Source organism: Pseudomonas sp. C11, assembly GCF_034683865.1.
Lineage (GTDB): Bacteria > Pseudomonadota > Gammaproteobacteria > Pseudomonadales > Pseudomonadaceae > Aquipseudomonas.
In genome coordinates, this window is the sequence record NZ_JAWIIP010000003.1 from 146,031 (window position 1) to 171,564 (window position 25,534).

The following is a 25,534-nucleotide window of genomic DNA, read 5'->3' on the forward strand; positions in this document are numbered from 1 at the left end:
CCTCGTTAATCCTATATTTTTCAAATAGTTACCACCAAAACGAACACCTCGAGAGTCCTGGCATGCAACCTGCTCTGGTGATAGCGGAATGTGTCACTCCGCACTATCACAACAACAACATCGAGGATTCGATTGATGCGTACCTTCCACCGCGTACTGGGCCTGGCGATTGCTGCCGCCGTGCTGTCCACCCCGGCCTTCGCCGAGGAACTGACAGGCACCCTGAAGAAGATCAAGGAAACCGGCACCATCACCCTGGGCCACCGCGACTCATCCATCCCCTTTTCCTATTTCGGTGACGACTCGGGCAAACCGATCGGCTACTCCCATGACCTGCAATTGAAAGTGGTCGATGCGCTGAAACAGGAACTGGGCATGCCGGATCTGAAGGTGCGCTACAACCTGGTCACCTCGCAGACCCGTATCCCGCTGGTGCAGAACGGCACCGTCGACCTGGAATGCGGCTCCACCACCAACAACGTCGAACGTCAGCAGCAGGTGGCGTTCTCGGTCGGCATCTTCGAAGTCGGCACCCGCCTGCTGGCCAAGAAGAGCAGCGGCATCAACGATTTCGCTGATCTCAAGGGCAAGAACGTGGTGACCACCGCCGGCACCACCTCCGAGCGCCTGATCAAGGCGATGAATGCCGAGAAGCAGATGGGCATGAACGTGATCTCGGCCAAGGATCACGGCGAATCCTTCCTGATGCTCGAATCCAACCGCGCCGTGGCCTTCATGATGGACGACGCCCTGCTGGCCGGCGAAATGGCCAAGGCCAAGAAGCCGGACGACTGGCACGTGGTCGGCACCCCGCAGTCCTTCGAGATCTATGGCTGCATGCTGCGCAAGGGTGACGAGGGCTTCAAGCAGGTGGTCGACAAGGCCATCAGCGCCACCTTCGCTTCCGGCGAGATCAACGCCATCTACAGCAAGTGGTTCGAGCAGCCGGTACCGCCGAAGGGCCTGAACATGAATTTCCCCATGAGCGACGAGCTGAAAAAGCTGATCGCCAACCCCACCGACAAATCTGCAGAACAGATCTGACGGTGATGCCATCCCGGCGCCACAAGCGCCGGCAGCGCAACCGTAGGGCGGGGGCACCCCGCCAATAGCCGTCGGCGCGGCGGGTTGCACCCGCCCTACGGTCTTTCCACCCCGAAAGGATAGGGGCACATCCGCCACCCGCGGATGGGTCGTTGCCCACGCACGACCTGCCCCGACGCCATCCATGCTTTCGCGACACGTCGAGGGGAAACCCGCAATGAATTACAACTGGGACTGGGGTATCTACTTCAAGTCCACCGGCATCGGCAGCGAGACCTACCTGGACTGGTTCATCACCGGCCTGGGCTGGACCATCGCCATCGCCTTGGCCGGCTGGCTGATCGCCCTGGCGCTGGGCTCGCTGCTCGGCGTGATGCGTACCATGCCTAACCGCCTGATTTCCGGTATTGCCACCACCTACGTGGAAATCTTCCGCAACGTGCCACTGCTGGTGCAGCTGTTTCTCTGGTACTTCCTGGTACCGGATCTACTGCCCGAGCCACTGGAGCTGTGGTTCAAGCAGGATCTCAACCCGGCCACCTCGGCCTACCTGTCGGTGGTGGTATGCCTCGGCCTGTTCACCGCGGCGCGGGTCTGCGAACAGGTGCGTACCGGTATCGAGGCGCTGCCCAAGGGCCAGACCGCCGCGGCCTACGCCATGGGTTTCCGCCTGCCGCAGATCTACACCAACGTGCTCCTGCCACAGGCGTTTCGCATCATCATTCCGCCGCTGACCAGCGAGTTCCTCAACATCTTCAAGAACTCCTCGGTAGCGTCGCTGATCGGCCTGATGGAACTGCTGGCACAGACCAAGCAGACCGCCGAGTTCAGCGCCAACCTGTTCGAGGCCTTCACTCTGGCCACGCTGATCTACTTCACCCTGAACATGAGCCTGATGATGATCATGCGCATGATCGAGAAGAAGGTCGCCGTGCCGGGCCTGATTTCCGTAGGGGGTAAATGATGGATTTCTCCTCGATCATCCCCGCCCTGCCGGGCCTGTGGGGCGGCATGCTGGTGACCCTGCAGCTGATGGTGCTGGGCGTGCTCGGCGGCGTCGCGCTGGGCACGCTACTGGCGCTGATGCGCCTGTCGCACAACAGGCTGCTGGCCAACTTCGCCGCCACCTACGTCAACTACTTCCGCTCGATTCCGCTGCTGCTGGTGATCACCTGGTTCTACTTCGCGGTGCCGTTCATCCTGCGCTGGATCACCGGCGAGGACACCCCGGTGGGGGCGTTCAGCTCCTGTCTGGTGGCCTTCGTGATGTTCGAGGCGGCGTACTTCTGCGAGATCGTCCGCGCCGGCATCCAGGCCATCCCCAAGGGCCAGATGGGCGCGGCCTCGGCCCTGGGCATGACCTACGGCCAGAGCATGCGCCTGATCATCCTGCCGCAGGCCTTCCGCAAGATGACCCCGCTGCTGCTGCAACAGAGCATCATCCTCTTTCAGGACACCTCGCTGGTGTACACCGTGGGCCTGATGGACTTCCTCAACGCCGCTCGCTCGCGTGGCGACATCATCGGCCAGCCTCATGAATTTCTGATCTTCGCCGGCCTGGTCTACTTCACCGTCAGCTTCACCGCCTCGCGCCTGGTCAAGCTTTTGCAAAAAAGGTTAGCCGTATGATTTCCATCGAGAACGTCAACAAGTGGTACGGAGACTTCCAGGTGCTGACCAATTGCAGCACGGAGGTGAAGAAGGGCGAAGTGGTGGTGGTGTGCGGGCCGTCCGGCTCGGGCAAGTCCACGCTGATCAAGTGCGTTAACGCGCTGGAGCCGTTCCAGCAGGGTGACATCAATGTCGACGGCACCTCCATCGCCGACAAGAAGACCAACCTGCCCAAGCTGCGCTCGCGCGTCGGCATGGTGTTCCAGCACTTCGAGCTGTTCCCGCACCTGACCATCACCGAGAACCTGACCATCGCCCAGATCAAGGTGCTCGGACGCAGCAAGGCCGAGGCCGAGAAGAAGGGGCTGGCCTTGCTCGACCGCGTCGGCCTGGCCGCTCATGCGCACAAGTACCCTGGCCAGCTTTCCGGTGGCCAGCAACAGCGTGTGGCCATCGCCCGTGCCCTGGCCATGGATCCGGTGGTGATGCTGTTCGACGAGCCAACCTCGGCGCTCGACCCGGAAATGGTCAACGAGGTGCTCGACGTGATGGTGCAACTGGCCCAGGAAGGCATGACCATGATGTGCGTGACCCACGAGATGGGCTTCGCACGCAAGGTCGCCGACCGGGTGATCTTCATGGATCGTGGGCAGATCGTCGAAGACTGCGCCAAGGAGGCGTTCTTCGGCGACATCAACGCCCGCTCCGAGCGCGCCCAGCAGTTCCTGGCGAAGATCCTGCAGCACTGACCTGCCACGCCAACCCGGATGCCAGCGGTCTTCTGCGCAGGCATCCGGGCTAGGTAACAAAGCCGGCAGGGAAACCGCCAGCACCGCCCATCTGGCCAGTCCGGGACGACTATGATGCAATGCCTGCCCGTCAGCCTTCGCGCCACGCCCGCCCTGACCGTGAAACAGCGCCCGCATCGCCACCTGCTGCTGATCACCCTGCTCCTGCTGCCGGTGCTTGCCTGCGCCTATGCCGGTTATCACCTCAGTGAACGCAGCGGCATCCGCGCCCTGGCCGAGAACGGCGAGCGCCAGCTCGAACTCAATGCCCGCGCGGTGGAAAGCGAAATCACCAAGTACACCTACCTGCCCAGCCTGCTGGAGCTGGAAGGCAACGTCTCGCGCCTGCTGCAGCACCCCACCGCCTACCGCCGTCACCACGTCAACCTGTACCTGCAGGGCCTCAACCAGCGCAGCGGCAGCCTGGCCATCTACCTGCTCGACCTCGACGGCCGCGTACTGGCCACCAGCAACTGGGATTCGCCAAGCAGTTACCTCGGCGAGGATCTGTCCTTCCGCGCCTACTACCAGGACGCCGTGCGAGGCAAACCCGGACGCTTCTACGGCATCGGCAGCACCACCGGCGAACCCGGCTACTACCTCTCCCACGGGCTGCGCGAAGACGGCAAGATCATTGGCGTGGCGGTGGTCAAGGTGCGCCTCGACACCCTGGAGGAGCGCTGGCAGCGCGCCCACCTGGAGGCCTACGTCAGCGACGAGAACGGCATCATCATCCTCTCCAGCGACCCCGCTCGCCGCCTCAAGGCCGTGCAGCCGCTCGATGACGCCACCCGCGAGCGCCTGGCGCGCAGCCTGCAATATCACTGGGCAGCACTGGAAGAACTGCAGTTCGCCGGACGCGAAGCGCTGGAGCCCGGCCTGGAGCAGGTCAGCTTCGACAACGCCGGAACGACCAGCCGCTACCTGCTGCAGACGCGCCCGCTGGCCGACACGCCGTGGCACCTCACGCTGCTCAGCCCGCTACGGGAGCAACGCAGCGCCGCCCTGCTCAACGCCCTGCTGGCGGCCGTGGCCTGCGCCTTGCTGGCCTTTCTGCTGATCGCCTGGAACGAGCGGCGCAAGGTCATCGCCACACGGCTGGCCGCCCGCGAAGCGCTGCAAGCCGCCAATGACGAACTGGAGCGCAAGATCGCCGAACGCACTGCCGACCTGCAGGCCAGCAACGAACGCCTGCAGGCCGAAGTGAGCGAGCGCCAGCAGGCCGAGACCACCCTGCGCCTGGCTCAGGACGAACTGGTGCAGGCCGGCAAGCTGGCGGTGATCGGGCAGATGTCCACCAGCATCGCCCATGAACTCAATCAGCCGCTGGCCGCGCTGCGCACCCTGTCGGGTAACGCCGTACGCTTCCTCCAGCGCGGGGCGCTGGATGTCGCCAGCAGCAACCTGCAGACCATCGCCGAACTGGTCGACCGCATGGGCAAGATCACCGCCAGCCTGCGTGCCTTCGCCCGCCGCAGTGGCGACCAGGGCGAGGCCTCGCTGCAACAGGCGGTGGATGCCGCGCTACTGCTGTTACACCCACGCCTGCAACGTACCCGCGTGCACATCCACCACGACTTCGAAGAGACGCGCCTGGCCATCGAGCAGATTCGCCTGGAGCAGATTCTGGTCAACCTGATCAGCAACGCCCTCGATGCGCTGCAACCGCAAGCCGAGCGACAGATCTGGCTCAGCGGCAGCCACGAGCCCGAGCACTACCTGCTGGAGGTGCGCGACAACGGCCCCGGTATCGCCCCGGAAACCCGCGTGCACTTGTTCGAACCCTTCTTCACCACCAAGCCTGGCGAGCAGGGCCTTGGCCTCGGCCTGACCCTTTCGGCCAGCCTCGCCGCAGCCGCCGGCGGCAGCCTCAGCGTGCGCCACCCGGATGAAGGCGGCAGCGCCTTCGTCCTCAGCCTGCCCTACCCACGAGAGCCACAAGCATGAGCGACAGCCTCACCGTCCTGATCGTCGAAGACGACCCCCATGTGCTGCTCGGCTGCCAGCAGGCCCTGGCCCTGGAAGACATTCCCAGCGTTGGCGTGGGTAGCGCCGAGGAAGCGCTGGCGCAGGTCGACGAGGACTTCGCCGGCATCGTCATCAGCGATATCCGTCTGCCCGGCCTCGACGGCCTGGAACTACTCACCCGCCTCAAGCAGCGCGACCCAAGCCTGCCCGTGGTGCTGATCACCGGCCACGGCGACATCGGCATGGCGGTCAGTGCGATGCGTGACGGTGCCTACGATTTCATGGAGAAACCCTTCTCCCCCGAGCGCCTGGTCGACGTCGTGCGCCGCGCTCTGGAACAGCGCAGCCTGGCCCGCGAGGTCAGCGCCCTGCGCCGCCAACTGGCCGGACGCCAGGCACTGGAGCAACGCATCATCGGCCGCTCGCCGGCCATGCAGCAGCTGCGCGAACTGATCGCCAACGTCGCCGACACCAACGCTAACGTGCTGATCGAAGGCGAAACCGGTACCGGCAAGGAGCTGATCGCCCGTTGCCTGCACGACTTCAGCCGACGCCAGCACAAGCAGTTCGTCGCGCTCAACTGCGGCGGCCTGCCGGAAAGCCTGTTCGAGAGCGAAATCTTCGGCCATGAGGCGCACGCCTTCACAGGTGCCGGCAAACGCCGCATCGGCAAGATCGAGCATGCCGACGGCGGCAGCCTGTTCCTCGACGAAATCGAGAGCATGCCGATCAACCTGCAGATCAAGCTCTTGCGCGTGCTGCAAGAACACAGCCTGGAACGCCTCGGCTCGAACCAGCCGATCGCCGTCGACTGCAGGGTGATCGCCGCGACCAAGGCCGATCTGGCCGAGCTGGGCAAGCGCGGTGAGTTTCGCAGCGACCTCTACTACCGGCTCAACGTGGTGACCCTGGAACTGCCGCCACTGCGTGAGCGCCGCGAAGACATCGCCCTCTTGTTCGAGCACTTTCTGCAACTGGCAGCATTACGCTTCGACCGGGCCGTGCCGGAGCTGGATCGGCACACCCTGGCCGCCCTGATGGCGCACGATTGGCCGGGCAACGTGCGCGAGTTGCGCAACGTCGCCGAACGCTTCGCCCTCGGCCTGCCGGTGTTCAAGAAAAGCGGCCTGGCCGACAGCACAGGCCCCGGCTTCAACGAGGCGGTAGAAGCCTTCGAACGCAACCTGCTGGCCGGCGCCCTGGAACGCCACGCTGGCAACCTCAGCCAGGCCGCACAGGCACTGGGCCTGGCCAAGACCACGCTGTTCGACAAGGTGAAGAAGTACGGCTTGCAGTCGTAGCGCTCAGCCCGCAGAGCCTGCACCAGAGCTCTGCGGCCGCACCTCGGATAACACCAGGCGCGAAAAGTCGCAGCACTGCTGCGCCAGTTTGACAACGGCCAGGTTGAGCCCCTGCTCTCGATCAACCCGGTGCAGCGCTGCATAACGAACCATTGGCAGCCCCGGCTTGGTCTCGATGATCGATAACGCGCCCTGGCGCACCAAGTGCGCCAGGCAGCGTTTCGGCAGGTAGCTGATGCCCAGGCCGGAGAGTGCCAAGCCTACCTGTACCAGCAGACTATGACTGGTGATCGTGCGTGGCATCTGCACATTGTGGGTGGCGAACCAGTGTTCATAGATCAGCCCCGTGCCGGAATTTGGCCCCTGCGTCAGCACCGTGTAGTTGGCCAACTGCTCGAGGCCAATGGCACCGCCATCCGGTGCCAGACTGGGCGCACACATCCACGCATTATCGACGCTTTTCAAGGGCGTTGCCACGAAGCGGGCGTCGTTGAAGGCATCCGGGACGATAATCAGATCGAGCTGGTCTTCACCCAGCTTGCGAAACAAATCGCTGCTCAACTCGACTGATGGCTCGATCTGTACCCGTGGATAAGTACGGCGGATCTCGTCGACCAGCGCAGGCAGCCAGGTCAGCGCCGTTAGCTCGGTGACACCGAGGCGGAAACGCTTGACCAGCACCTCACGGGTGCTAATGCGTTCGATCAGGTAGTCGCGTCGTTCCAGCAGGTCGCGTGCGTAGTCCAGCAGCTCCTGCCCCTTCTCGGAAAGCCTGGCATTGCGCCTGCTGCGGTCGAATATCTGCACGCCAAAGGCATCCTCCAACTCCTGAATCCGCTTGGAGATAGCCGATTGAGACATGTGCAACTTGCTGGCCGCCGTCTCGAAACTGCCCAACTCAACGATCCAGTACAGAGCCTCCAGCTGTTTGAATGTAACCACGGCGCACCAAATGAAAAAAATAGATGAATTATCATCTTAAAATATCGCTAAAACTATTTATTGGCGACTCCTAAGATCGGCCTCAACGCCATGCGCGACTGATGCGTCATTCTCATAGGAGCCCACCATGTCTCTCCCCGGTTCTCGTATCCAGCCCAACCCACCTCTGGTATCTGAAGAGATCATCCAGGCCTTCCAGGAGGTGGTCACGCCGCATATCAGTGACAACCTGGGCCGCCATGTCGGTGCGCGTGGCCTGACCCGTTTCAACCGCCAGGGGAAACTCGTTGGCACCGCGCTGACAGTCAAGACACGCCCCGGCGACAACCTGTTCGTCTACAAGGCCATGACCATGCTGCAACCGGGGCATGTGCTGGTCATCGACGCCCAGGGTGACACCTGCAACGCCGTGATCGGCGAACTGATCAAGCTGTATGCCCTGCAGCGAGGCTGCGCCGGCTTCGTCGTCAACGGTGCAATTCGTGATGTCGCCAGCTTCGAAAACACCCCCTGCTATGCCCTGGACGTCGTGCACTGCGGCCCTTACAAGACCGGCCCCGGGGAAATCAACGTGCCTGTCAGCATCGGCGGCATGCTGGTGCAGCCTGGCGACATCCTGGTGGGTGATGAAGATGGCCTGGTCGCCTTCGCCCCGGAGCACGCCCCCGCCCTGCTGGAGGCCGCAGCCCGTCATGCCGCGCATGAAGAGGCGGTCAAGACCGAAATCGCCACCGGCAAGCTGCAACAAAGCTGGCTGCAGCGCGTACTCGAACAAAATGGCCTGGCCATCTGAGGAGCCGATGATGACCAGCGACTTCCTCTCCAAGCGCGTTCTGAGCATTCAACCGTCACCCAGCATCGCCGCCAACGCCCTGGTCGCAGAGCTGCGTGCGCAGGGGCGCGACATCGTCAACTTCACCGTCGGCGAACCCGACTTCGACACCCCCGCGCATATCCTGCAAGCGGCCAGCCTGGCCATGCACAACGGCGACACTCACTACACCGCGACAACAGGCACCCTGGCGCTGCGCCAGGCCATCGTCGACAAGCTGGCGCGTGACAACGACCTGCACTACAGGCTGGATGAAGTGGTCGCGGGCAGCGGTGGCAAGCACGTCATCTACCACGCCCTGGCTGCAACCCTGAATGCCGGCGATGAGGTCATCGTGCATGCCCCGTACTGGGTGTCGTATCCCGACATCGCACGCCTCAACGAGGCCACGCCGGTGATCATTGCCGGCGATGAGGGTAATGGCTTCAAGCTGACGGCCGCCGCCCTCGAACAGGCCATCACCCCACGTAGCAAGTGGGTCATCCTCAATACCCCCAACAACCCGAGCGGTGCCGTCTATAGCCGTGCCGAACTGCAAGAGCTGGCGGCCGTGCTGCGCCGGCATCCGCAGGTCTGGATCATGTCTGACGAAATCTATGAACATTTCGTCTACGAAGGCGCGCACCACCTCTCCATCGTCAACGTCGCCGCCGACCTCAAAGACCGCACCCTGATCATCAACGGTGCCTCCAAGGGTTACGCCATGACCGGCTGGCGCCTGGGTTTCGCTGCTGGCCCACGCGCGCTGGTTGCTGCAATCGGCAAATTGCTTTCGCAGACCACCACCTGCCCCAGCTCCGTCAGCCAGGCGGCCGCCGTTGCCGCGTTTGCCGGCGACCAGCAACCGATCGCCGACATGCGCGCCATCTACACCCAGCGCCGCCAACGCATGCTGGAGCGCCTGAGCGGCATCAAGGGACTGCGTTGCATACCGCCGCAGGGGGCGTTCTATGTCTTCGCCAACGTGGCAGGCCTGATCGGCACGGTTACGCCCGATGGCCAGCGCATCACTAGTGACAGCGAGCTCGTTGCCTACCTGTTGCAAGAGGGCAACGTGGCGACGGTCAGCGGCGCCGCCTACGGCATGTCACCTTATTTGCGCCTGTCCTTCGCCAGCGCGATCGACACCATCGACGAGGGATGTCGACGCATCGCTCATGCCTGCGCACGGCTGCGCTGAGCTTCAAAGAACAATATCGGCCAGGGATGGCTTGCGACTTCACTGCCCCATCGCATTACAACAATATCCACTATCGAAAGAGGCATCCCATGAACATCAACCGCGTGTTCTCAGGCACCCCCTATCACTCCTGTGCAGGAGAGTCGAAATGAAAGGCCTAACCTTGTCTTTCGGGCTTTCCACCAAGATTTTTCTCGGGTTCACCCTCGGCGTCCTGTTTGGCTTGGTCGCGCCTGAGTGGGGTGTCGCCATCAAGCCGGTGGGCGATGCGTTCATTCGCTCGATCCAGATGCTGATCATCCCGATCGTGTTTTTCAGCGTGGCGGCAGGCATCGCCAACATGGGCGATGTGGGCAAACTCAAGCGGGTAGGCGGCAAGACCCTGGTGGTCTACACCGTCATGACGGTGATGGCCGGCATGATCGGCCTGGCTGTCGCGCACCTGCTGCAACCTGGTGTCGGCTTCGTCAGCAAGAACGCTGCCGCGGCCCTGCCGTCCGCGAGTGACGTACCGACGCTGGGTCAGTTCTTTCTCGGCATCATCCCATCCAACATTCTGGATGCCATGGCCAAGGGCAGTGTGATTCAGGTGATTCTGATCGCCGTTCTGGTTGGCATAGCGCTGGTGTTTCTCGGTGAGAAGGCCTCGGGCATCAAGAACCTGTGCGATCAGGCATCGGCGGTCATCCTGAAGATTCTCGACATGATCATGGCGCTTTCTCCTTACGGTGTCTTTGCCCTGATGGCCTACACGATGGGCAACTATGGCCTGGAAATCTTCGATCAGGTCGGGAAGTTCATTCTGGCCGACTACACCGGCTTGCTGGTCGTATGGTTGATCGCCTCCGTACTGGTCGTCGCCTACACCAAGGTCAGCTACGTCTACCTACTCAAGAAGATCAGCAAGGTCTGGGTGGTCACGCTGTCGACCACCAGCAGCGCCGCAACGCTGCCAATGAGCATGCATGTGACCCACAGCGACTTCAGGGTGCCGAAATGGATCACCTCGTTCATGCTGCCACTGGGCGCCACCATCAACCTGATGGGTGCAGCGGTTTACCTGTCGGTTCTGGCCGTGTTCGCCGCAGGCTTTTACGGTGTCGAGCTGAGCACCGCGCAGATGATCAATGTGGTGATGATCGGCACGCTCCTGGCCATGGCCGCACCCGGCATTCCTGGCGGCGGTATCGTCATGGGCACGCTGATGCTGCAACTGATGGGCCTGCCGTTCGAGCTCGTCGGCGTGATTGCCGGTATCTACCGCGTGATCGACATGGGGCACACGACGCTGAACGTATCCGGCGACGTGCTGGGCGCCATGCTGGTGGCCAAGAGCGAAAGGATGCTGAGCTGCGATGCCCAAGGCATCCCTATCGATCTGGGGCTTGCCGAAGACGAAGAGACGCTGCCAGGTGAGGCAAGCAAGGCCTCGTTCACTGAACCGGCACGATCCTCATAGCCCGCCCAGGGAGCAAAGAAAACAGCACGCTCATGAGCGGCGAGCGGAAGATTAAAAAGGGAGCCCGAAGGCTCCCAAAGAAAGGCGCGGACCAATGCGCCTAGGCCGTGAAACCTATCGTTACCAACCCCGGAGGCAGCCGGGGTATGGCAGTCACGCGGCGCTGAAGGTCTTGTGCGGGTCGATGACGAATTTCTTCGGCACGCCCGCGTCGAACTCGCCGTAACCGCGCGGCGCTTCGTCCAGGCTGATCACCTCTACACCGACGATTTCGGCGATGTTCAGGCGATCCCACATGATGGCTTGCATCAGCGCGCGGTTGTACTTCATCACCGGAGTCTGACCGGTGTGGAAGCTGTGCGACTTGGCCCAGCCGAGGCCGAAGCGAATGCTCAGGCTGCCGATCTTGGCGGCGGCATCCACCGCACCCGGGTCTTCGGTGACGTACAGGCCCGGAATACCGATCTTGCCGGCAACGCGAGTGATCTGCATCAGCGAGTTGAGTACGGTGGCCGGTGCTTCGTGCTTGGCGCCTTCGTGACCATGACCACGGGCCTCGAAGCCCACGCAGTCAATGGCGCAGTCCACTTCCGGCTCGCCCAGCAGCGCAGCGACCTGCTCGTGCAGAGGGGTGTCCAGGGACAGATCGGCGATCTCGAAGCCCTGAGCCTTGGCGTGCGCCAGACGAGCCGGGTTGAGGTCACCGACGATGACAACGGCAGCGCCGAGCAGGCGAGCCGAAGCAGCAGCGGCCAGACCGACCGGGCCGGCACCAGCGACGTAAACGGTGCTGCCCGGACCGACGCCAGCGGTAACGGCGCCGTGGTAGCCGGTGGGCAGGATGTCGGACAGGCAGGTCAGGTCACGGATTTTTTCCATGGCCTTGTCGCGATCCGGCAGCTTGAGCAGGTTGAAGTCGGCGTAAGGCACCAGCACGTATTCGGCCTGGCCACCGGTCCAGTCGCCCATGTCGACGTAGCCGTAGGCACCGCCGGCACGCGCCGGGTTGACGGTCAGGCACACGCCGGTGTGCTGTTCCTTGCAGGAGCGGCAACGGCCACAGGCAACGTTGAAGGGTACGGAAACCAGATCACCGATCTGCAGACGCTCGACGTCGCGGCCCTTCTCGACCACCTCGCCGGTGATCTCGTGACCCAGCACCAGGCCGACCTGAGCGGTGGTACGACCGCGCACCATGTGCTGGTCGGAGCCGCAGATGTTGGTGGAAACGACTTTCAGGATGACCCCGTGCTCGATCTTCTTGCCGCGCGGATCCTGCATTTTCGGGTAGTCGATCTTCTGCACTTCGACCTTGCCCGCACCGAGATAAACCACACCACGATTACCAGACATACGTAACTCTCCTTTCTTTTTGTGGATACAAGTCGCGACAGATGCCGCGCGGCCTTGCACTGGAGCTTCTTTCGTCTGTTACCGGAAACCGCCGTTGATATCTGGCAGGGCGGATTCCGTAGGGTGGGCCGGGCGGCGATCCGCTTCGCCCCACCAATAAGATTTTTCATTGCGACTGGTGGGCTAAAGCCCACCCTACGCGGTGACACGGCTGCGATTGCCCTCAGGCGTTGAGCACTACCGTGCGGTTGGCGTTGAGGAATACGCGGCGGTCGATGTGGTAACCCACCGCCCGCGCCAGCGTCAGGCACTCGATGTCACGGCCCTTGGCAATCAGGTCTTCGGGGTAGTGCGCGTGATCCACGGCTTCCACGCCCTGGGCGATGATCGGCCCTTCGTCGAGGTCGTTGTTGATGTAGTGGGCGGTGGCACCGACCAGCTTGACGCCCTTCTGATAGGCCTGGTGATAAGGCTTGGCGCCCTTGAAGCCCGGTAGCAGCGAGTGGTGGATATTGATCGCCCAACCGTCCAGCTTGCGGCACAGCTCGGGCGACAGCACCTGCATGTAACGGGCGAGGACGACCAGCTCGGCGCCGGTGTCTTCGATCACCCGCATCACCTTGCGCTCCTGCGCCGGCTTGTCGGCCGGGTCGAGCGGAAAGTGGTGATAGGGGATCCCATGCCAGCGCGCCAACGGCTCCAGGTCGGGGTGGTTGGACACTACCGCGACCACGTCCATGGACAATTGGCCGATGCGCTGGCGATAGAGCAGATCGTTCAGGCAGTGATCGGCCTTGGACACCATCAGCACGACCTTGGCGCGATAGCCCGGTGGCGTCAGTTCGACCTGCATGCCGAACGGCGCCAGGCGTTCGGCAACGCCGGCACGAAACGCGGCCTCATCAAAACCTTCCGGCTGACGAAACTCCACGCGGATGAAGAAGCGCGAAGACAGGCGGTCATCGAACGAATGGTGCTCGGTGACATAGCAACGCTGCTCGAACAGAAAGCGCGTCACCGCATCCACAGTGCCCAGCACGCTGGGGCAGTGAGCGGTGAGAATCCAGGTATCGGGGGTGCGGCTCATGTTCGGGCCCTCGTTGAGCTACGCCTTCCCGGCGTAGGATGGATGACGCCTGGCCTACGCGGCCGACCCCATCCACCTTTGCGGCATCACGGTGGACGAAAACAGCGTCGTCCACCCTACATGCTCCCCAGAGGGAGCCGTTCGCGATCAGGCCTCGACGGCGAGGCCGTACTCGGCGCTGGCATCCTGCAGCCACAGCCAGAAGTAGTCGGAGAAGCTACGACGGATCACCAACTCCCAGGTTTGCTCGCCAGTGTGGCGAATAATCAGCTGCGACTTGGCGAACACGGTGCCGACAGCCTTGCCGACCGGGAAGTTCTTCGGATGCACGTCATAGCTGCTGGACTTCATCAGCAGTTCGCGCACCTTCGGCCCGGACAGCTCCAGCAGGGTCTGCCCGCCGCTGACGTTGACCACCGAGATGTGCTGGCCGTCCAGGGCTTCACGCAGCTTGCGCTCAACCTCGAACTCGCTGCCGCCTGGCACGATCAGCAGCCACTCATCCGGGCCCAGCCACTGCAGCGAGGTGCCGCCATTGGCCACCAGGGTCAACGCCCCTGGCAGCTCGATGCCGAGCGCCTTGTGCACGCCGCCAGCGAAATTCGCATCGTCGGCGTGACCACGCAGGATCAGATGGCCCAGCAGCTTCTTCTCGCGCAGCGTGACCCCGGCGCCCTTGCGGCCCTTGCCGACCAGTTCGTGCAGGCCGGCGTGGTGCAGGGAGGATTGCCCTTCAATGTCGGCAGGGCGTTGTTGAAAAACATTGGCGTTAGACATTCTGGCGATCCCCTTTCGGGTCATAGAACACGGGGCTGACGATTTCGGCTTCGATCACGCTGCCATCGACCAGCGGCGCGAAGACGCGCTCGCCGATGCGCGACAGGCCACCGCGCACCAGGGCCATGGCGAAGGAGTAGCCCATCGCCGAACTCATGTAGCTGGAGGTGACGTGGCCAACCATGGTCATCGGAATCGACTGCTTGGGATCGAAGACCAGTTGCGCACCTTCCGGCAGCACCTTGTTCGGATCGAGCGGCTTGAGGCCAACCAGTTGCTTGCGGTTCTCCTTCTTGCAGTCTTCGCGGTTCATGCCGCGCCAGCCGATCCACGAGAACGGCTTGGTACGGCCAACGCACCAGCCCATGCCCAGATCGTCCGGGGTGACCGAACCATCGGTGTCCTGGCCGACGATGATGAAGCCCTTCTCGGCGCGCAGCACGTGCATGGTCTCGGTGCCGTAAGGCGTCAGGCCATGCTTCTTGCCGGCGGCGATGATCTTCTCCCACACGCCCAGGGCATAGTTGGCCTGCACGTTGACTTCGTAGCTCAGCTCACCGGTGAAGGAGATACGGAACACACGAGCCGGCACGCCGCCCACGTTGCCTTCCTTCCAGGTCATGAAGGGGAAGGCGTCCTTATCCAGGTCGATGTCGGTGACTTCGGCCAGCAGCTTGCGGCTGTTGGGGCCGGACAGGGTCATGGTCGCCCAGTGGTCGGTGACCGAGGTGAAGTACACCTTCAGTTCCGGCCATTCGGTCTGGTGGTAGATCTCCAGCCATTCCATCACGCGGGCAGCACCGCCAGTGGTGGTGGTCATGACGAAATGGTTGTCGGCCAGGCACGCCGTCACACCGTCGTCGAAGACCATGCCGTCTTCCTTGCACATCAGGCCGTAGCGGGCCTTGCCCACGTCCAGCTTGGTCCAGGCGTTGGTGTACACACGGTTGAGGAACTCGCGCGCATCCGGGCCCTGGATGTCGATCTTGCCCAGAGTCGAGGCGTCGAGGATGCCCACCGCGTTGCGCACGGCCAGGCACTCACGGGCCACGGCGGCGTGCATGTCTTCACCGTTTTTCGGGAAGTACCAGGGACGCTTCCACTGGCCAACGTCTTCGAACTCGGCGCCGTTCTCCAGGTGCCATTTCTGCATGGCGGTGTAACGCTTGGGCTCGAACAGCTCACCACAATGACGACCGGCGATGGCGCCGAAGGTGATCGGGGTGTAGTTCGGGCGGAACATGGTGGTGCCCATCTCGGCGATGCTGATGCCGATGGAACGAGCCGCAATGGCCAGACCGTTGATGTTGCCCAGCTTGCCCTGATCGGTACCGAAGCCCAGCGCGGTGTAGCGCTTGACGTGCTCGACCGACTCGAAGCCCTCACGGGTGGCCAGCTCGATACCCGCAGCAGTGACGTCGTTCTGCTGATCGACGAACTGCTTCGGTGCACGCGAGGTGCCCTTGTCGTGCGGCACCTGGAACAGTGCAACGGTGGCTTCTTCGATGCGTTTCTCGGCCTTCGGCAGGTTGCCGGTCACGGCGCTGAAGCCCACTTCGGCAGCTGCCTTGGCGCCTGCTTCGAAACCATCGGCCAGGCTATCGCCCAGACCGAATACGCCGTTGACCGCACCCGCGCAATGACGCTTCTGGAAGCCTTCGCCCGGCACGAATGCCAGGATGTCTTCACGCCATACCGGACGACCGCCCAGGTGCGACGCCAGGTGCACGACCGGGCTGTAGCCACCGGAGCTGGCGATCAGGTCGCAATCGACCACTTCGCCCGGGCTGGTGACCTTGTGTTTGGCCAGATCGATGGCGCAGATGCGCGCACCGGTGACGCGCTTGCTACCGCGCGCTTCGACCACGGCACTGCCGGTGAGGATGCGCACGCCACGCCGGCGCGCTTCTTCGACCCAGCTACCACGCGGGTTGCTGCGGGCATCGGCCACGGCCACCACCTGACGACCGGCGTCGAGCCAGTCGAGCACCACGCGGTAGGCGTAATCGTTGTTGGTCGACAGCACCAGCTTCTGACCGGGCGCTACGCCGTAACGGCGCACGTAGGTCGAGACGGCATCGGCCAGCATGTTGCCGGGCACGTCGTTGTTGGCGTACACCAGCGGACGCTCGTGAGCACCGGTAGCCAGTACCACGCGACCGGCACGCACACGGTGCATGCGCTGACGCGGCTGGCCCATCGGGGCGACTTCACCGAGGTGATCGGTCAGGCGCTGGTGAATGGTGAGGAAGTTGTGGTCGTGGTAACCGTTGACCGTGGAACGCGGCAACAGAGTCACTTCCGGCATTTTCTCCAGCTCGGCGAGGGTCTTGGCGACCCACTCGGCGGCCGGCAAGCCATCGAGCATTTCGCGGGTGGAGAGCAGGCTGCCGCCGAACTCTTCCTGCTCGTCGGCAAGGATCACGCGCGCACCGCTACGACCGGCAGCCAGGGCTGCAGCCAGACCGGCAGGGCCGGCACCAACCACCAGCACGTCGCAGTGCCGGTTCATGTAGTCGTAGATGTCCGGATCGTTTTCCTTCGGCGAACGGCCGAGACCGGCGGCCTTACGAATGTACTTCTCGTAGGTCAGCCAGAGGTTCTGCGGGTACATGAAAGTCTTGTAGTAGAAACCGGGCGGCATCATGCCGCCGCCGACCTTGCCGAGAATGCCCATCAGGTCGGTATTCACGCTCGGCCAGCCGTTGGTGCTGGCAGCCGCCAGGCCCTGATACAGCGCCTGCTGGGTGGCACGCACGTTAGGGATCTGCGCTGCTTCGCTGGCACCGATCTGCAGGACGGCATTGGGCTCCTCAGCACCGGCAGCGACGATGCCGCGCGGACGCGAGTACTTGAAGCTGCGGCCGACTACGTCGACGCCGTTGGCCAGCAGCGCTGCGGCCAGGGTGTCACCGGCATAACCCTGGTAGGTCTCGCCGTTGAAGCTGAAGGTCAGGGGCTGGCTCCGGTCGATGCGGCCACCCTGGGAAAGACGATTGACCTGGCTCATGCCGTTACTCCTTGGTCGGCGGCCTTCTTCGCAGCGACAGTGGCTTCAGTCACGCTGGGGCTCTCGCCGATCTTGTAGGTTTCGAGAATCTCGTAACTCACCGTGTGGCGAGTGACGTTGAAGTACTGACGGCAGCCCGCCGCGTGAATCCACAGCTCGTGGTGGATGCCGCGCGGGTTATCGCGGAAGAACAGGTACTCGCCCCACTCCTCGTCGGTGCAGGCGTTCGGATCCAGCGGGCGCGCGATGTGCGCCTGGCCGCTGACGTGAAACTCTTCTTCGGAACGCAATTCGCCGCAGTGAGGGCAGAAGATATGCAACATGCTCGGTACCTCCAGAGAACCATCGTCCCTCTCTCAGCGAGAGAGGGCGCCAAAATCAGTGCGCCACACCGGCCGCGCCGTGCTCATCGATCAGCGCACCGTTGTGGAAGCGCTCAATGGAGAAGGGCTTGGCCAGCGGATGCATCTCGCCCTTGGCCAGGCTGGCAGCGAACACGTTGCCCGAGCCCGGGGTGGCCTTGAAGCCGCCGGTACCCCAACCGCAGTTGATGAACAGGTTCTTCACCGGCGTCTTGGCGATGATCGGGCAGGCGTCCGGCGTGGTGTCGACGATGCCGCCCCACTGACGGTTCATGCGCACGCGCGACAGCACCGGGAACATCTCGACGATGGCCTGCAGGGTGTGTTCGATGGTCGGGTAGGAGCCACGCTGGCCGTAGCCGTTGTAGCCGTCGATACCGGCGCCGATGACCAGGTCGCCCTTGTCCGACTGGCTGATGTAGCCGTGTACGGCGTTGGACATGATCACGGTGTCGATGATCGGTTTGATCGGCTCGGATACCAGGGCTTGCAGCGGGTGCGACTCCAGCGGCAGGCGGAAGCCGGCGAGCTTGGCCAGGTGGCCGGAGTTACCGGCAGCGACCAGGCCGACGCGCTTGCCGCCAATGAAGCCCTTGGTGGTTTCCACGCCGACCACTGCGCCGTTTTCCTTGCGGAAACCGATCACTTCGGTCTGCTGGATCAGGTCGACGCCCAGGGCGTCGGCGGCACGGGCGAAGCCCCAGGCCACGGCATCGTGACGGGCAACGCCACCACGGCGCTGCAGCGAGGCACCGAGAATCGGGTAACGGGTGTTCTTCGAGCAATCCAGGTAGGGGATCATCTCCGCCACCTGCTTGGCATCCACCACCTCGCCGTCGATGCCGTTGAGGCGGTTGGCGCTGACGCGGCGCTCGATGTCACGCATGTCCTGCAGGGTGTGGCCGAGATTGAACACGCCACGCTGGGAGAACATGACGTTGTAGTTGAGGTCTTGCGACAGACCTTCCCACAGCTTCATCGCGTGCTCGTACAGGTGCGCGGACTCGTCCCACAGGTAGTTGGAACGCACGATGGTGGTGTTACGTGCAGTGTTGCCACCGCCAAGCCAGCCTTTCTCCACCACGGCGACGTTCTTCACGCCGAATTCCTTGGCCAGGTAGTAGGCCGTGGCCAGGCCGTGACCGCCACCGCCGACGATGATCACGTCATAAACCGGCTTGGGCGTTGGATTACGCCACATGCGCTGCCAGTTCTCATGATGGCTGAACGAGTGCTTGAACAGGCCGAAGCCGGAATAACGTTGCATGGGCATGCTCCAGGGTTCTACTGCCCTCTCGCGACTGCGCGAGAGGGGCCGAGAGAGAGGGTTGGCTTAGCGATAGACCGGGTAATCCGCGCACAGCCCGGCGACCAGCTTGGCCACCTGCGCCTCGACATCGGCATCGCCGAGGTGGTCGAGGATGTCGCAGATCCAGCCGGCCAGGCTCTGGCACTGGGCGACCTTGAAGCCACGGGTGGTAACGGCCGGGGTACCGATGCGGATACCCGAGGTCACGAACGGCGACTGCGGGTCGTTCGGCACGGCGTTCTTGTTGACGGTGATGCCGGCGCGGCCCAGGGCAGCGTCTGCATCCTTGCCGGTCAGGCCCTGCTTGATCAGGCTGAGCAGGAACAGGTGGTTATCGGTGCCGCCGGACACCACTTCGTAGCCGCGCTCGACGAACACCTTGGCCATGGCCTGGGCGTTATCGATGACCTGCTGCTGGTAAGCCTTGAACTCAGGCTCCATGGCTTCCTTGAAGCAGACAGCCTTGGCGGCGATCACGTGCATCAGCGGGCCACCCTGGGCACCCGGGAATACGGCGGAGTTGAGCTTCTTCTCGATCTCTTCGTTGGCCTTGGCCAGGATCAGGCCGCCACGCGGACCACGCAGGGTCTTGTGAGTGGTGGTGGTGACCACATCAGCGAACGGAATCGGGTTCGGGTACAGACCGGCAGCGACCAGACCGGCCACGTGGGCCATGTCGACGAACAGGTAGGCACCGACCTTGTCGGCGATGGCGCGGAAGCGCGGGAAGTCCAGAGTCTTGGAGTAGGCGGAGAAGCCGGCAACGATGATCTTCGGCTTGTGCTCGACGGCCAGACGCTCGACTTCGTCGTAATCGATCAGGCCGGTGGCGGTATCCAGGCCGTACTGCACGGCGTTGTACAGTTTGCCCGAGGACGACACCTTGGCACCGTGGGTCAGGTGGCCGCCATGGGCCAGGCTCATGCCGAGGATGGTGTCGCCTGCGTTGAGCAGCGCCAGGTAGACGGCGCTGTTGGCCGAGGAGCCAGAGTGCGGCTGGACGTTGGCGTAGTCGGCTCCGAACAGGGCCTTGGCACGATCGATGGCCAGCTGCTCGACCTTGTCGACGTACTCGCAGCCACCGTAGTAGCGCTTACCCGGATAGCCTTCAGCGTACTTGTTGGTCAGTCCGCTACCTTGCGCTTCCATCACGCGCTGGCTGCAATAGTTTTCCGAGGCGATCAGCTCGATGTGCTCTTCCTGACGGCGTTCTTCCTGATCGATCGCCGCGAGCAACTCGTCGTCGTAACCCTGAATCTGATCTTGTTTGCTGAACATCTCGACTCTCCTGCAGCGCCTTTGAGCGGCGGTCTTGGACTGACGGGCCGGCAAGGCCCTGTGCAGCGATGGTAGGGCCGCCCCTGCCCACTCAAATGCCTGCCAACGCCGCGAGAGCATTCGTTTGCGACATAGCCTTGTCGTAAACAGGCGCCTTGCAATCGACCCGCCGAAATGCGCACAAAACACGGGGATCAAACTGTGGATAACAGGTGCATGAACAGCCGCCAGGCCACGCCTGCCGTGCGCCCTGCCAGGACGCTCACTTTTTGAACGATATCAATCGGTTAGCAAGAATCGTCGTGCACAGAAACAGTGGAATAGACTGTGGATAACCTGTAGTCACCCCGCTACAGAGTAGACACACCATGGCACGCAGCGAATTGGTCAGGGTTCAGGCAGGCGCCTGGGGCGGCGGATTTATCCACTTGCGACATGCTGCAACAGAAGATCGAGCTGGGGATATGCACAAAAGGTGTGGATGAAACTGTGCATAGGCTGTTCGACGAGCCGGCAACGCCAGGCGGGCCAAGGCTTTCCGGCAGGCGCCTAAAATTCGAACAGGATCAAAGAGATAGCCGATGCTTGTGCACAAATGCCGGGGATTTGTCTGTGCACGGCCTGTGGACACTTGGCGCCAGGCCAGAGCCTGCGTGGCTCCGGCGCAAGCGCACGCTATTTACTCAGGCCCATCAGGGCTTGAGCTCACCGCTGCAGGTGCTGGAGGCTTTGACCAGGCGCTGCTGCAGTGCCGCGTCTGGCGGCGACTGACGGCTCATGGCCTGCAGCTCCTGCTCACTGAACTCCTCACTGACCCGCGTGGCGGCACAGTCACAATAAGCACGCAGTTGCGGCTCTTCGTAGCCTGCCGGGGCGCCCGCGATGCACTGCTGGACGAAATCGGACTTGGCCTTGTCCGACCATTCGGCGGCGGAAACGGGCAATGCCAGGACCAGCGGCAAGGCAACGGCGAGCAGGTGACGATAGGTCATGTGAATCTCCTTCTCTGATTGCAGATGGCGAACCGAATGCCGCCCTCCAGAGGTGTGAACCCGCCAAGCAGCGCCGAGTTCCCCCGACGAGCCGAACGGTCGGTCAGGATTTGCCCACGCAGTACGCATCGACACAACAAGTCGTCGCCGCAACGCAGGCCGACGCACAGAGGTGCAGAGTAAAGTGGTCGCTTTGCCGGCATCATCGCCGGCTGCTTTTCAGAAGGAACGCGCCAATGCCCGACAATGCCCAGCAATTCGCCAGCGACAACTACTCCGGCATCTGTCCCGAAGCCTGGGCCGCCATGGCCGAGGCCAACCAGGGCCACCAACGCGCCTACGGCGACGACGAATGGACAGCCCGCGCTGCCGATCACTTCCGCCGCCTGTTCGAGACCGACTGCGAAGTGTTCTTCGCCTTCAACGGCACCGCCGCCAACTCCCTGGCCCTGGCCTCGCTGTGCCAGAGCTACCACAGCGTGATCTGCTCGGAGACCGCGCACGTCGAAACCGACGAATGCGGCGCACCGGAGTTCTTCTCCAACGGCTCCAAACTGCTGCTGGCCAAGACCGAGAACGGCAAGCTGACGCCGCAGGCAATCAGCGAGATCGCCCGCAAGCGTCAGGACATCCACTACCCGAAACCGCGCGTGGTCACCCTCACCCAGGCCACCGAGGTCGGCACCGTGTACCGCCCGGAAGAAGTTCGCGCCATCAGCCAGGTCTGCGAAGAGCTGGGCCTGCACCTGCACATGGACGGCGCGCGTTTCTCCAATGCTTGCGCCTTCCTCGGCTGCAGCCCGGCGGAGCTGACCTGGAAAGCTGGCGTCGACGTGCTGTGCTTCGGCGGCACCAAGAACGGCATGGCCGTTGGCGAAGCCATCGTCTTCTTCAACAAGGATCTCGCCGAAGACTTCGACTACCGCTGCAAGCAGGCCGGCCAACTGGCCTCGAAGATGCGCTACCTGTCTGCGCCCTGGGTCGGCATCCTGCAGAACGACGTCTGGCTCAACTACGCCAACCACGCCAACCGCTGCGCGCAATTGCTGGCCACGCTGGTCGAGGACGTGCCCGGCGTCAGCCTGATGTTCCCGGTACAGGCCAATGGCGTGTTCCTGCAACTATCGGAGCCGGCCATCGCCGCCCTCACCGCCCGTGGCTGGCGCTTCTACACCTTCATCGGCGCCGGTGGTGCACGCTTCATGTGCAGTTGGGATACCGACGAAGCCCGCGTACGCCAGCTCGCCGCCGATATCCGCGAAGTGATGAGCGCCTGAAACGACAGAAGCCCCACGCGTGGGGCTTCTGGCTAATGCAATCCGGGCGGTCGATCAATTGCCCGGAATCTCGTCCGGGCTACGGATCTTCGTGGCGATCAGTAGTCGATCGCCACATCACCCTTCGGCACGCTGCAGCACGACAGGATGTAACCCTCGGCTACGTCCTCGTCGGTGATGCCGCCGTTGTGCTCCATGTCCACCTCACCGGCGGTCTTCATCACCTTGCAGGTGCCGCAGATGCCCATGCCGCAGGCCTTGGGAATATGCAGGCCGAGCTTGGCAGCGGCCGCATGCACGGTTTCGCCTGGGGCGACGCGAATGCTCTTGCCAGTACTGATGAACTCCACCTGGTTGAGCTCGCCCACTGGCACCTCGGGGGCATCGGCGGCTTCGGCGGCCAGTTCCTTGACCTCGGCACGAATCTCCGGCGGCGTCGGGCCAAAAGCTTCCTCGTGATAGCGGCTCATGTCGTAGCCAGAGGCTTCGAGCAGACGCTTGACCGCGCTCATGTAGGGCGTCGGGCCGCAGCAGAAAATCTCACGCTCGAGGAAGTCCGGGGCGATCAGCTCCAGCATCGGCTTGTTCAGGTAACCCCGGTAGCCGGCCCAGGCCTCGCCCAGACCATGCTTCTCGCAAATCACGTGCACGCTGAAATTGCTGATGCGCGCCGCCATGTGCTCCAGCTCGCGCTGGTAGATGATGTCCTTGGGCGAGCGCGCGCTGTGCACGAAGACCATGTCGACGTTGGCGTTGGTGTCGTAGAACCAGCGCGCCATCGACATCACCGGGGTGATGCCGACACCGCCGGACAGGTACAGCACCTTGTCGGAAGGAAAATCGATGGCGTTGAACAGCCCGACCGGACCGTGCACCGGCACCTCATCACCTTCCTTGAGGTTGTCGTGCAGCCAGTTGGAGACCTTGCCGCCCGGCACCCGCTTGATGGTGATGGAGAAGCTGTAGGGCACCGAAGGCGAGCTGGAAATGGTGTAGGAACGCATGATCGGCTGGCCGTCGATCTCCAGCTCCAGGGTGACGAACTGCCCGGGCTTGAAAAAGAACAGCACTGGCTGATCGGCCATGAAGCAGAAGGTGCGCACATCCCAGGTTTCCTGAATGACCTTGACGCAGCGCACCAAGTGGCGGCCATTGGTCCAGGTCTGCGTGGTAACCGGGTTGAGGAAGGCGTTGGTGGTAGTCATGAACAGCTCTCCACACGGCCGGATATCGGCCCATATGGGGCGGATTGTGCGAAAGCCTGAGTGGCGTCATTTATCTAACAGCGACATCCACATGCTTATCGCGACCTGCCTGATAGCACGGGGCCTGGCGCGTCGGAAACGCATCCGGCCATGTCGCCCATGGATAAGGTTTCGCCTTTGCTCGGCTCCACACTCCGCCTCACCAAGCATGCACGCCCATCGCAGGCGGCAGCGATAAACGACCACCTTGCGGCATTCACCGTATCAGCCACTTTTTTCCGGCAGGCGCAACGCGCGCCAGCCACTGAGGAGCCAACATGGACTGCACCCAAAACCTGAGCCTGGGCGACCCGCTGGAGCCCGTCCGCAAGGCCACCGCCCAGATGCTGCACGAGCGTGACCACACCTTCTCGCTGCCGCAGCCTTTCTACAATGACGAGCGCCTGTTCCAGGTCGACATGCAGGAGATCTTCCACAAGGAGTGGCTGATCGCCGGCATGACCAGCGAGATTCCGGCCAAGGGCAACTTCCTCACCGTGCAGATCGGCGACAACCCGATCATCGTCATCCGCGGTGCCGAAGGTCAGATCCATGCCTTCCACAACGTCTGCCGCCACCGTGGCTCGCGCCTGTGCGTTTCCGAGAAGGGCAAGGTCGCCAAGCTGGTGTGCCCATACCACCAGTGGACCTACGAGCTGGACGGTCGCCTGCTGTTCGCCGGCACCGAAATGGGTGAAGGCTTCAACCTGTCCGACTACAACCTCAAGCCGGTCAACTGCAAGACCGCTGGCGGCTTCATCTTCATCAGCCTGGCGGACAACCCGCCGGCCATCGACGAGTTCCTGAGCACCCTGGCTCACTACATGGAACCGTACGACATGGAAAACACCAAGGTCGCGGTGCAGAGCACCATGCGCGAGCAGGCCAACTGGAAACTGGTGATCGAGAACAACCGCGAGTGCTACCACTGCAACGGTTCGCACCCGGAACTGCTCAACACCCTGCTGGAATGGGACGACGTCACCGACCCGCGCGCCAGCCAGGCGTTCAAGGATCAGGTTGCCGAGTGCACCACCCGCTGGGACAAGGACAACATCCCTTACGCCCACGCCAGCTTCGGCCTGCGCAACCGCATCGTGCGCATGCCGCTGCTCAAGGGCACCGTGTCCATGACCCTGGACGGCAAGCAAGGCTGCAAGAAGCTGATGGGCCGCATCACCGACCCGGATCTGGGCTCGATGCGCATCCTGCACCTGCCGCACTCGTGGAACCACTGCATGGGTGACCACCTGATCAACTTCACCGTGTGGCCGGTCAGCGCCCAGGAGTCGATCGTCATCACCAAGTGGCTGGTACACAAGGACGCGGTCGAAGGCGTCGACTACGACGTAGCCCGCCTGCGCGAAGTCTGGGACGCCACCAACGACCAGGATCGTCGCCTGGGCGAAGAGAACCAGCGCGGTATCAACTCCACCGCCTACCAGCCTGGCCCGTACTCCAAGACCTACGAGTTCGGCGTGATCAACTTCCTCGACTGGTACAGCGAGCGCATGCTCAACAACCTCGACGACACCCCGGCGCAGAACCTGCGTCAGGTGGCGGGCGAGTAATGACCCTCAGCCTCCTGGTGCTGATCGGCCTGACGCTATACGGCGTTCTGGCCTGCAGACCCAGCTCAGGCTGAAGCCCTCGCAATGAACCAACCCCGGCGCGCAAACGCCGGGGTTGTTTTTTCTGGCCAGTGGAAAAATACATGCTC

The 25,534-nt window shown here is 63.0% G+C and carries 21 protein-coding genes; 11 read left to right on the top strand and 10 right to left on the bottom strand.

Translation table 11 applies throughout. The features are described from left to right. Window positions 1-135: 135 nt before the first annotated feature. The 6 genes from VC352_RS06750 to VC352_RS06775 all read left to right on the top strand — a co-directional run bounded on the left by VC352_RS06750 (window position 136) and on the right by VC352_RS06775 (window position 6,712). The gene (locus VC352_RS06750; RefSeq protein WP_322978814.1) at window positions 136-1,044 is read left to right on the top strand and encodes a glutamate/aspartate ABC transporter substrate-binding protein; all 909 of its coding nucleotides are present in this window, start codon (window positions 136-138) and stop codon (window positions 1,042-1,044) included. Between the two features lie 217 nt (window positions 1,045-1,261). Then, window positions 1,262-2,008 carry an amino acid ABC transporter permease gene (locus VC352_RS06755; RefSeq protein ID WP_322978815.1) on the top strand — a complete coding sequence of 249 codons (747 nt, stop codon included), beginning with the start codon at window positions 1,262-1,264 and terminating at the stop codon, window positions 2,006-2,008. Continuing rightward, window positions 2,005-2,673, top strand: a complete 669-nt coding sequence (locus VC352_RS06760) for an ABC transporter permease subunit (protein WP_322978816.1) — start codon at window positions 2,005-2,007, stop codon at window positions 2,671-2,673. The genes VC352_RS06755 and VC352_RS06760 overlap by 4 nt, the downstream gene beginning before the upstream one ends. Next, a complete protein-coding gene (locus VC352_RS06765; protein ID WP_322978817.1) occupies window positions 2,670-3,404 on the top strand; it encodes an amino acid ABC transporter ATP-binding protein in 735 nt (244 codons plus the stop codon). The genes VC352_RS06760 and VC352_RS06765 overlap by 4 nt, the downstream gene beginning before the upstream one ends. Window positions 3,405-3,518: 114 nt before the next feature. Beyond that, complete coding sequence (locus tag VC352_RS06770) at window positions 3,519-5,390, top strand: sensor histidine kinase (RefSeq protein ID WP_322978818.1); 1,872 nt, start codon at window positions 3,519-3,521, stop codon at window positions 5,388-5,390. Continuing rightward, window positions 5,387-6,712 carry a sigma-54 dependent transcriptional regulator gene (locus VC352_RS06775; protein WP_322978819.1) on the top strand — a complete coding sequence of 442 codons (1,326 nt, stop codon included), beginning with the start codon at window positions 5,387-5,389 and terminating at the stop codon, window positions 6,710-6,712. Before VC352_RS06770 ends, VC352_RS06775 begins: the two co-directional genes overlap by 4 nt. Window positions 6,713-6,715: 3 nt before the next feature. Here the strand turns inward: VC352_RS06775 and VC352_RS06780 are convergent, their stop codons facing one another. Next, entirely contained in the window at window positions 6,716-7,654 is a 939-nt protein-coding gene (locus VC352_RS06780) for a LysR family transcriptional regulator (protein ID WP_322978820.1), read from the bottom strand. 127 nt (window positions 7,655-7,781) lie between these two features. Between VC352_RS06780 and VC352_RS06785 the strand changes: the two genes are divergently transcribed. The 3 genes from VC352_RS06785 (at window position 7,782) to VC352_RS06795 (ending at window position 11,125) form a co-directional block, all read left to right on the top strand. Further along, window positions 7,782-8,447 carry an RraA family protein gene (locus tag VC352_RS06785; RefSeq protein ID WP_322978821.1) on the top strand — a complete coding sequence of 222 codons (666 nt, stop codon included), beginning with the start codon at window positions 7,782-7,784 and terminating at the stop codon, window positions 8,445-8,447. Between the two features lie 10 nt (window positions 8,448-8,457). Next, window positions 8,458-9,666, top strand: coding sequence for a pyridoxal phosphate-dependent aminotransferase (locus VC352_RS06790; protein ID WP_322978822.1), 1,209 nt, complete (start codon window positions 8,458-8,460; stop codon window positions 9,664-9,666). Between the two features lie 148 nt (window positions 9,667-9,814). Beyond that, a complete protein-coding gene (locus tag VC352_RS06795) occupies window positions 9,815-11,125 on the top strand; it encodes a dicarboxylate/amino acid:cation symporter (protein WP_322978823.1) in 1,311 nt (436 codons plus the stop codon). 153 nt (window positions 11,126-11,278) lie between these two features. On the opposite strand, the gene fdhA is transcribed toward VC352_RS06795, so the two are convergent. The 8 genes from fdhA to VC352_RS06835 form a co-directional block, all read right to left on the bottom strand. Beyond that, window positions 11,279-12,478 (bottom strand): formaldehyde dehydrogenase, glutathione-independent, encoded by a 1,200-nt coding sequence (fdhA, locus tag VC352_RS06800; protein ID WP_322978824.1) that lies wholly within the window; start codon window positions 12,476-12,478, stop codon window positions 11,279-11,281. A 223-nt stretch (window positions 12,479-12,701) separates the two neighbouring features. Continuing rightward, window positions 12,702-13,565 carry a formyltetrahydrofolate deformylase gene (gene purU / locus VC352_RS06805; protein ID WP_322978825.1) on the bottom strand — a complete coding sequence of 288 codons (864 nt, stop codon included), beginning with the start codon at window positions 13,563-13,565 and terminating at the stop codon, window positions 12,702-12,704. A gap of 147 nt (window positions 13,566-13,712) precedes the next feature. After that, the gene (locus VC352_RS06810) at window positions 13,713-14,342 is read right to left on the bottom strand and encodes a sarcosine oxidase subunit gamma (protein WP_322978826.1); all 630 of its coding nucleotides are present in this window, start codon (window positions 14,340-14,342) and stop codon (window positions 13,713-13,715) included. Then, window positions 14,335-17,352 carry a sarcosine oxidase subunit alpha gene (locus VC352_RS06815; protein ID WP_322978827.1) on the bottom strand — a complete coding sequence of 1,006 codons (3,018 nt, stop codon included), beginning with the start codon at window positions 17,350-17,352 and terminating at the stop codon, window positions 14,335-14,337. Before VC352_RS06815 ends, VC352_RS06810 begins: the two co-directional genes overlap by 8 nt. Beyond that, the gene (locus VC352_RS06820; protein WP_268179294.1) at window positions 17,349-17,675 is read right to left on the bottom strand and encodes a sarcosine oxidase subunit delta; all 327 of its coding nucleotides are present in this window, start codon (window positions 17,673-17,675) and stop codon (window positions 17,349-17,351) included. The genes VC352_RS06815 and VC352_RS06820 overlap by 4 nt, the downstream gene beginning before the upstream one ends. Window positions 17,676-17,730: 55 nt before the next feature. After that, a complete protein-coding gene (locus tag VC352_RS06825) occupies window positions 17,731-18,981 on the bottom strand; it encodes a sarcosine oxidase subunit beta family protein (RefSeq protein ID WP_322978828.1) in 1,251 nt (416 codons plus the stop codon). Window positions 18,982-19,047: 66 nt separating this feature from the next. Next, window positions 19,048-20,301, bottom strand: coding sequence for a serine hydroxymethyltransferase (gene glyA / locus VC352_RS06830; RefSeq protein WP_322978829.1), 1,254 nt, complete (start codon window positions 20,299-20,301; stop codon window positions 19,048-19,050). Between the two features lie 692 nt (window positions 20,302-20,993). Continuing rightward, window positions 20,994-21,293 (bottom strand): hypothetical protein, encoded by a 300-nt coding sequence (locus tag VC352_RS06835; protein WP_322978830.1) that lies wholly within the window; start codon window positions 21,291-21,293, stop codon window positions 20,994-20,996. A 236-nt stretch (window positions 21,294-21,529) separates the two neighbouring features. Here VC352_RS06835 and VC352_RS06840 point away from each other — a divergent pair, with 236 nt between their 5' ends. After that, window positions 21,530-22,570, top strand: a complete 1,041-nt coding sequence (locus VC352_RS06840; protein ID WP_322978831.1) for a low specificity L-threonine aldolase — start codon at window positions 21,530-21,532, stop codon at window positions 22,568-22,570. Window positions 22,571-22,668: 98 nt separating this feature from the next. Here the strand turns inward: VC352_RS06840 and gbcB are convergent, their stop codons facing one another. Continuing rightward, window positions 22,669-23,775 (bottom strand): glycine-betaine demethylase subunit GbcB, encoded by a 1,107-nt coding sequence (gene gbcB, locus VC352_RS06845; RefSeq protein ID WP_322978832.1) that lies wholly within the window; start codon window positions 23,773-23,775, stop codon window positions 22,669-22,671. 317 nt (window positions 23,776-24,092) lie between these two features. On the opposite strand from gbcB, the gene gbcA reads away from it, so the two are divergent. After that, window positions 24,093-25,385 (top strand): glycine-betaine demethylase subunit GbcA, encoded by a 1,293-nt coding sequence (gene gbcA / locus VC352_RS06850; protein WP_322978833.1) that lies wholly within the window; start codon window positions 24,093-24,095, stop codon window positions 25,383-25,385. Window positions 25,386-25,534 lie beyond the last annotated feature (149 nt).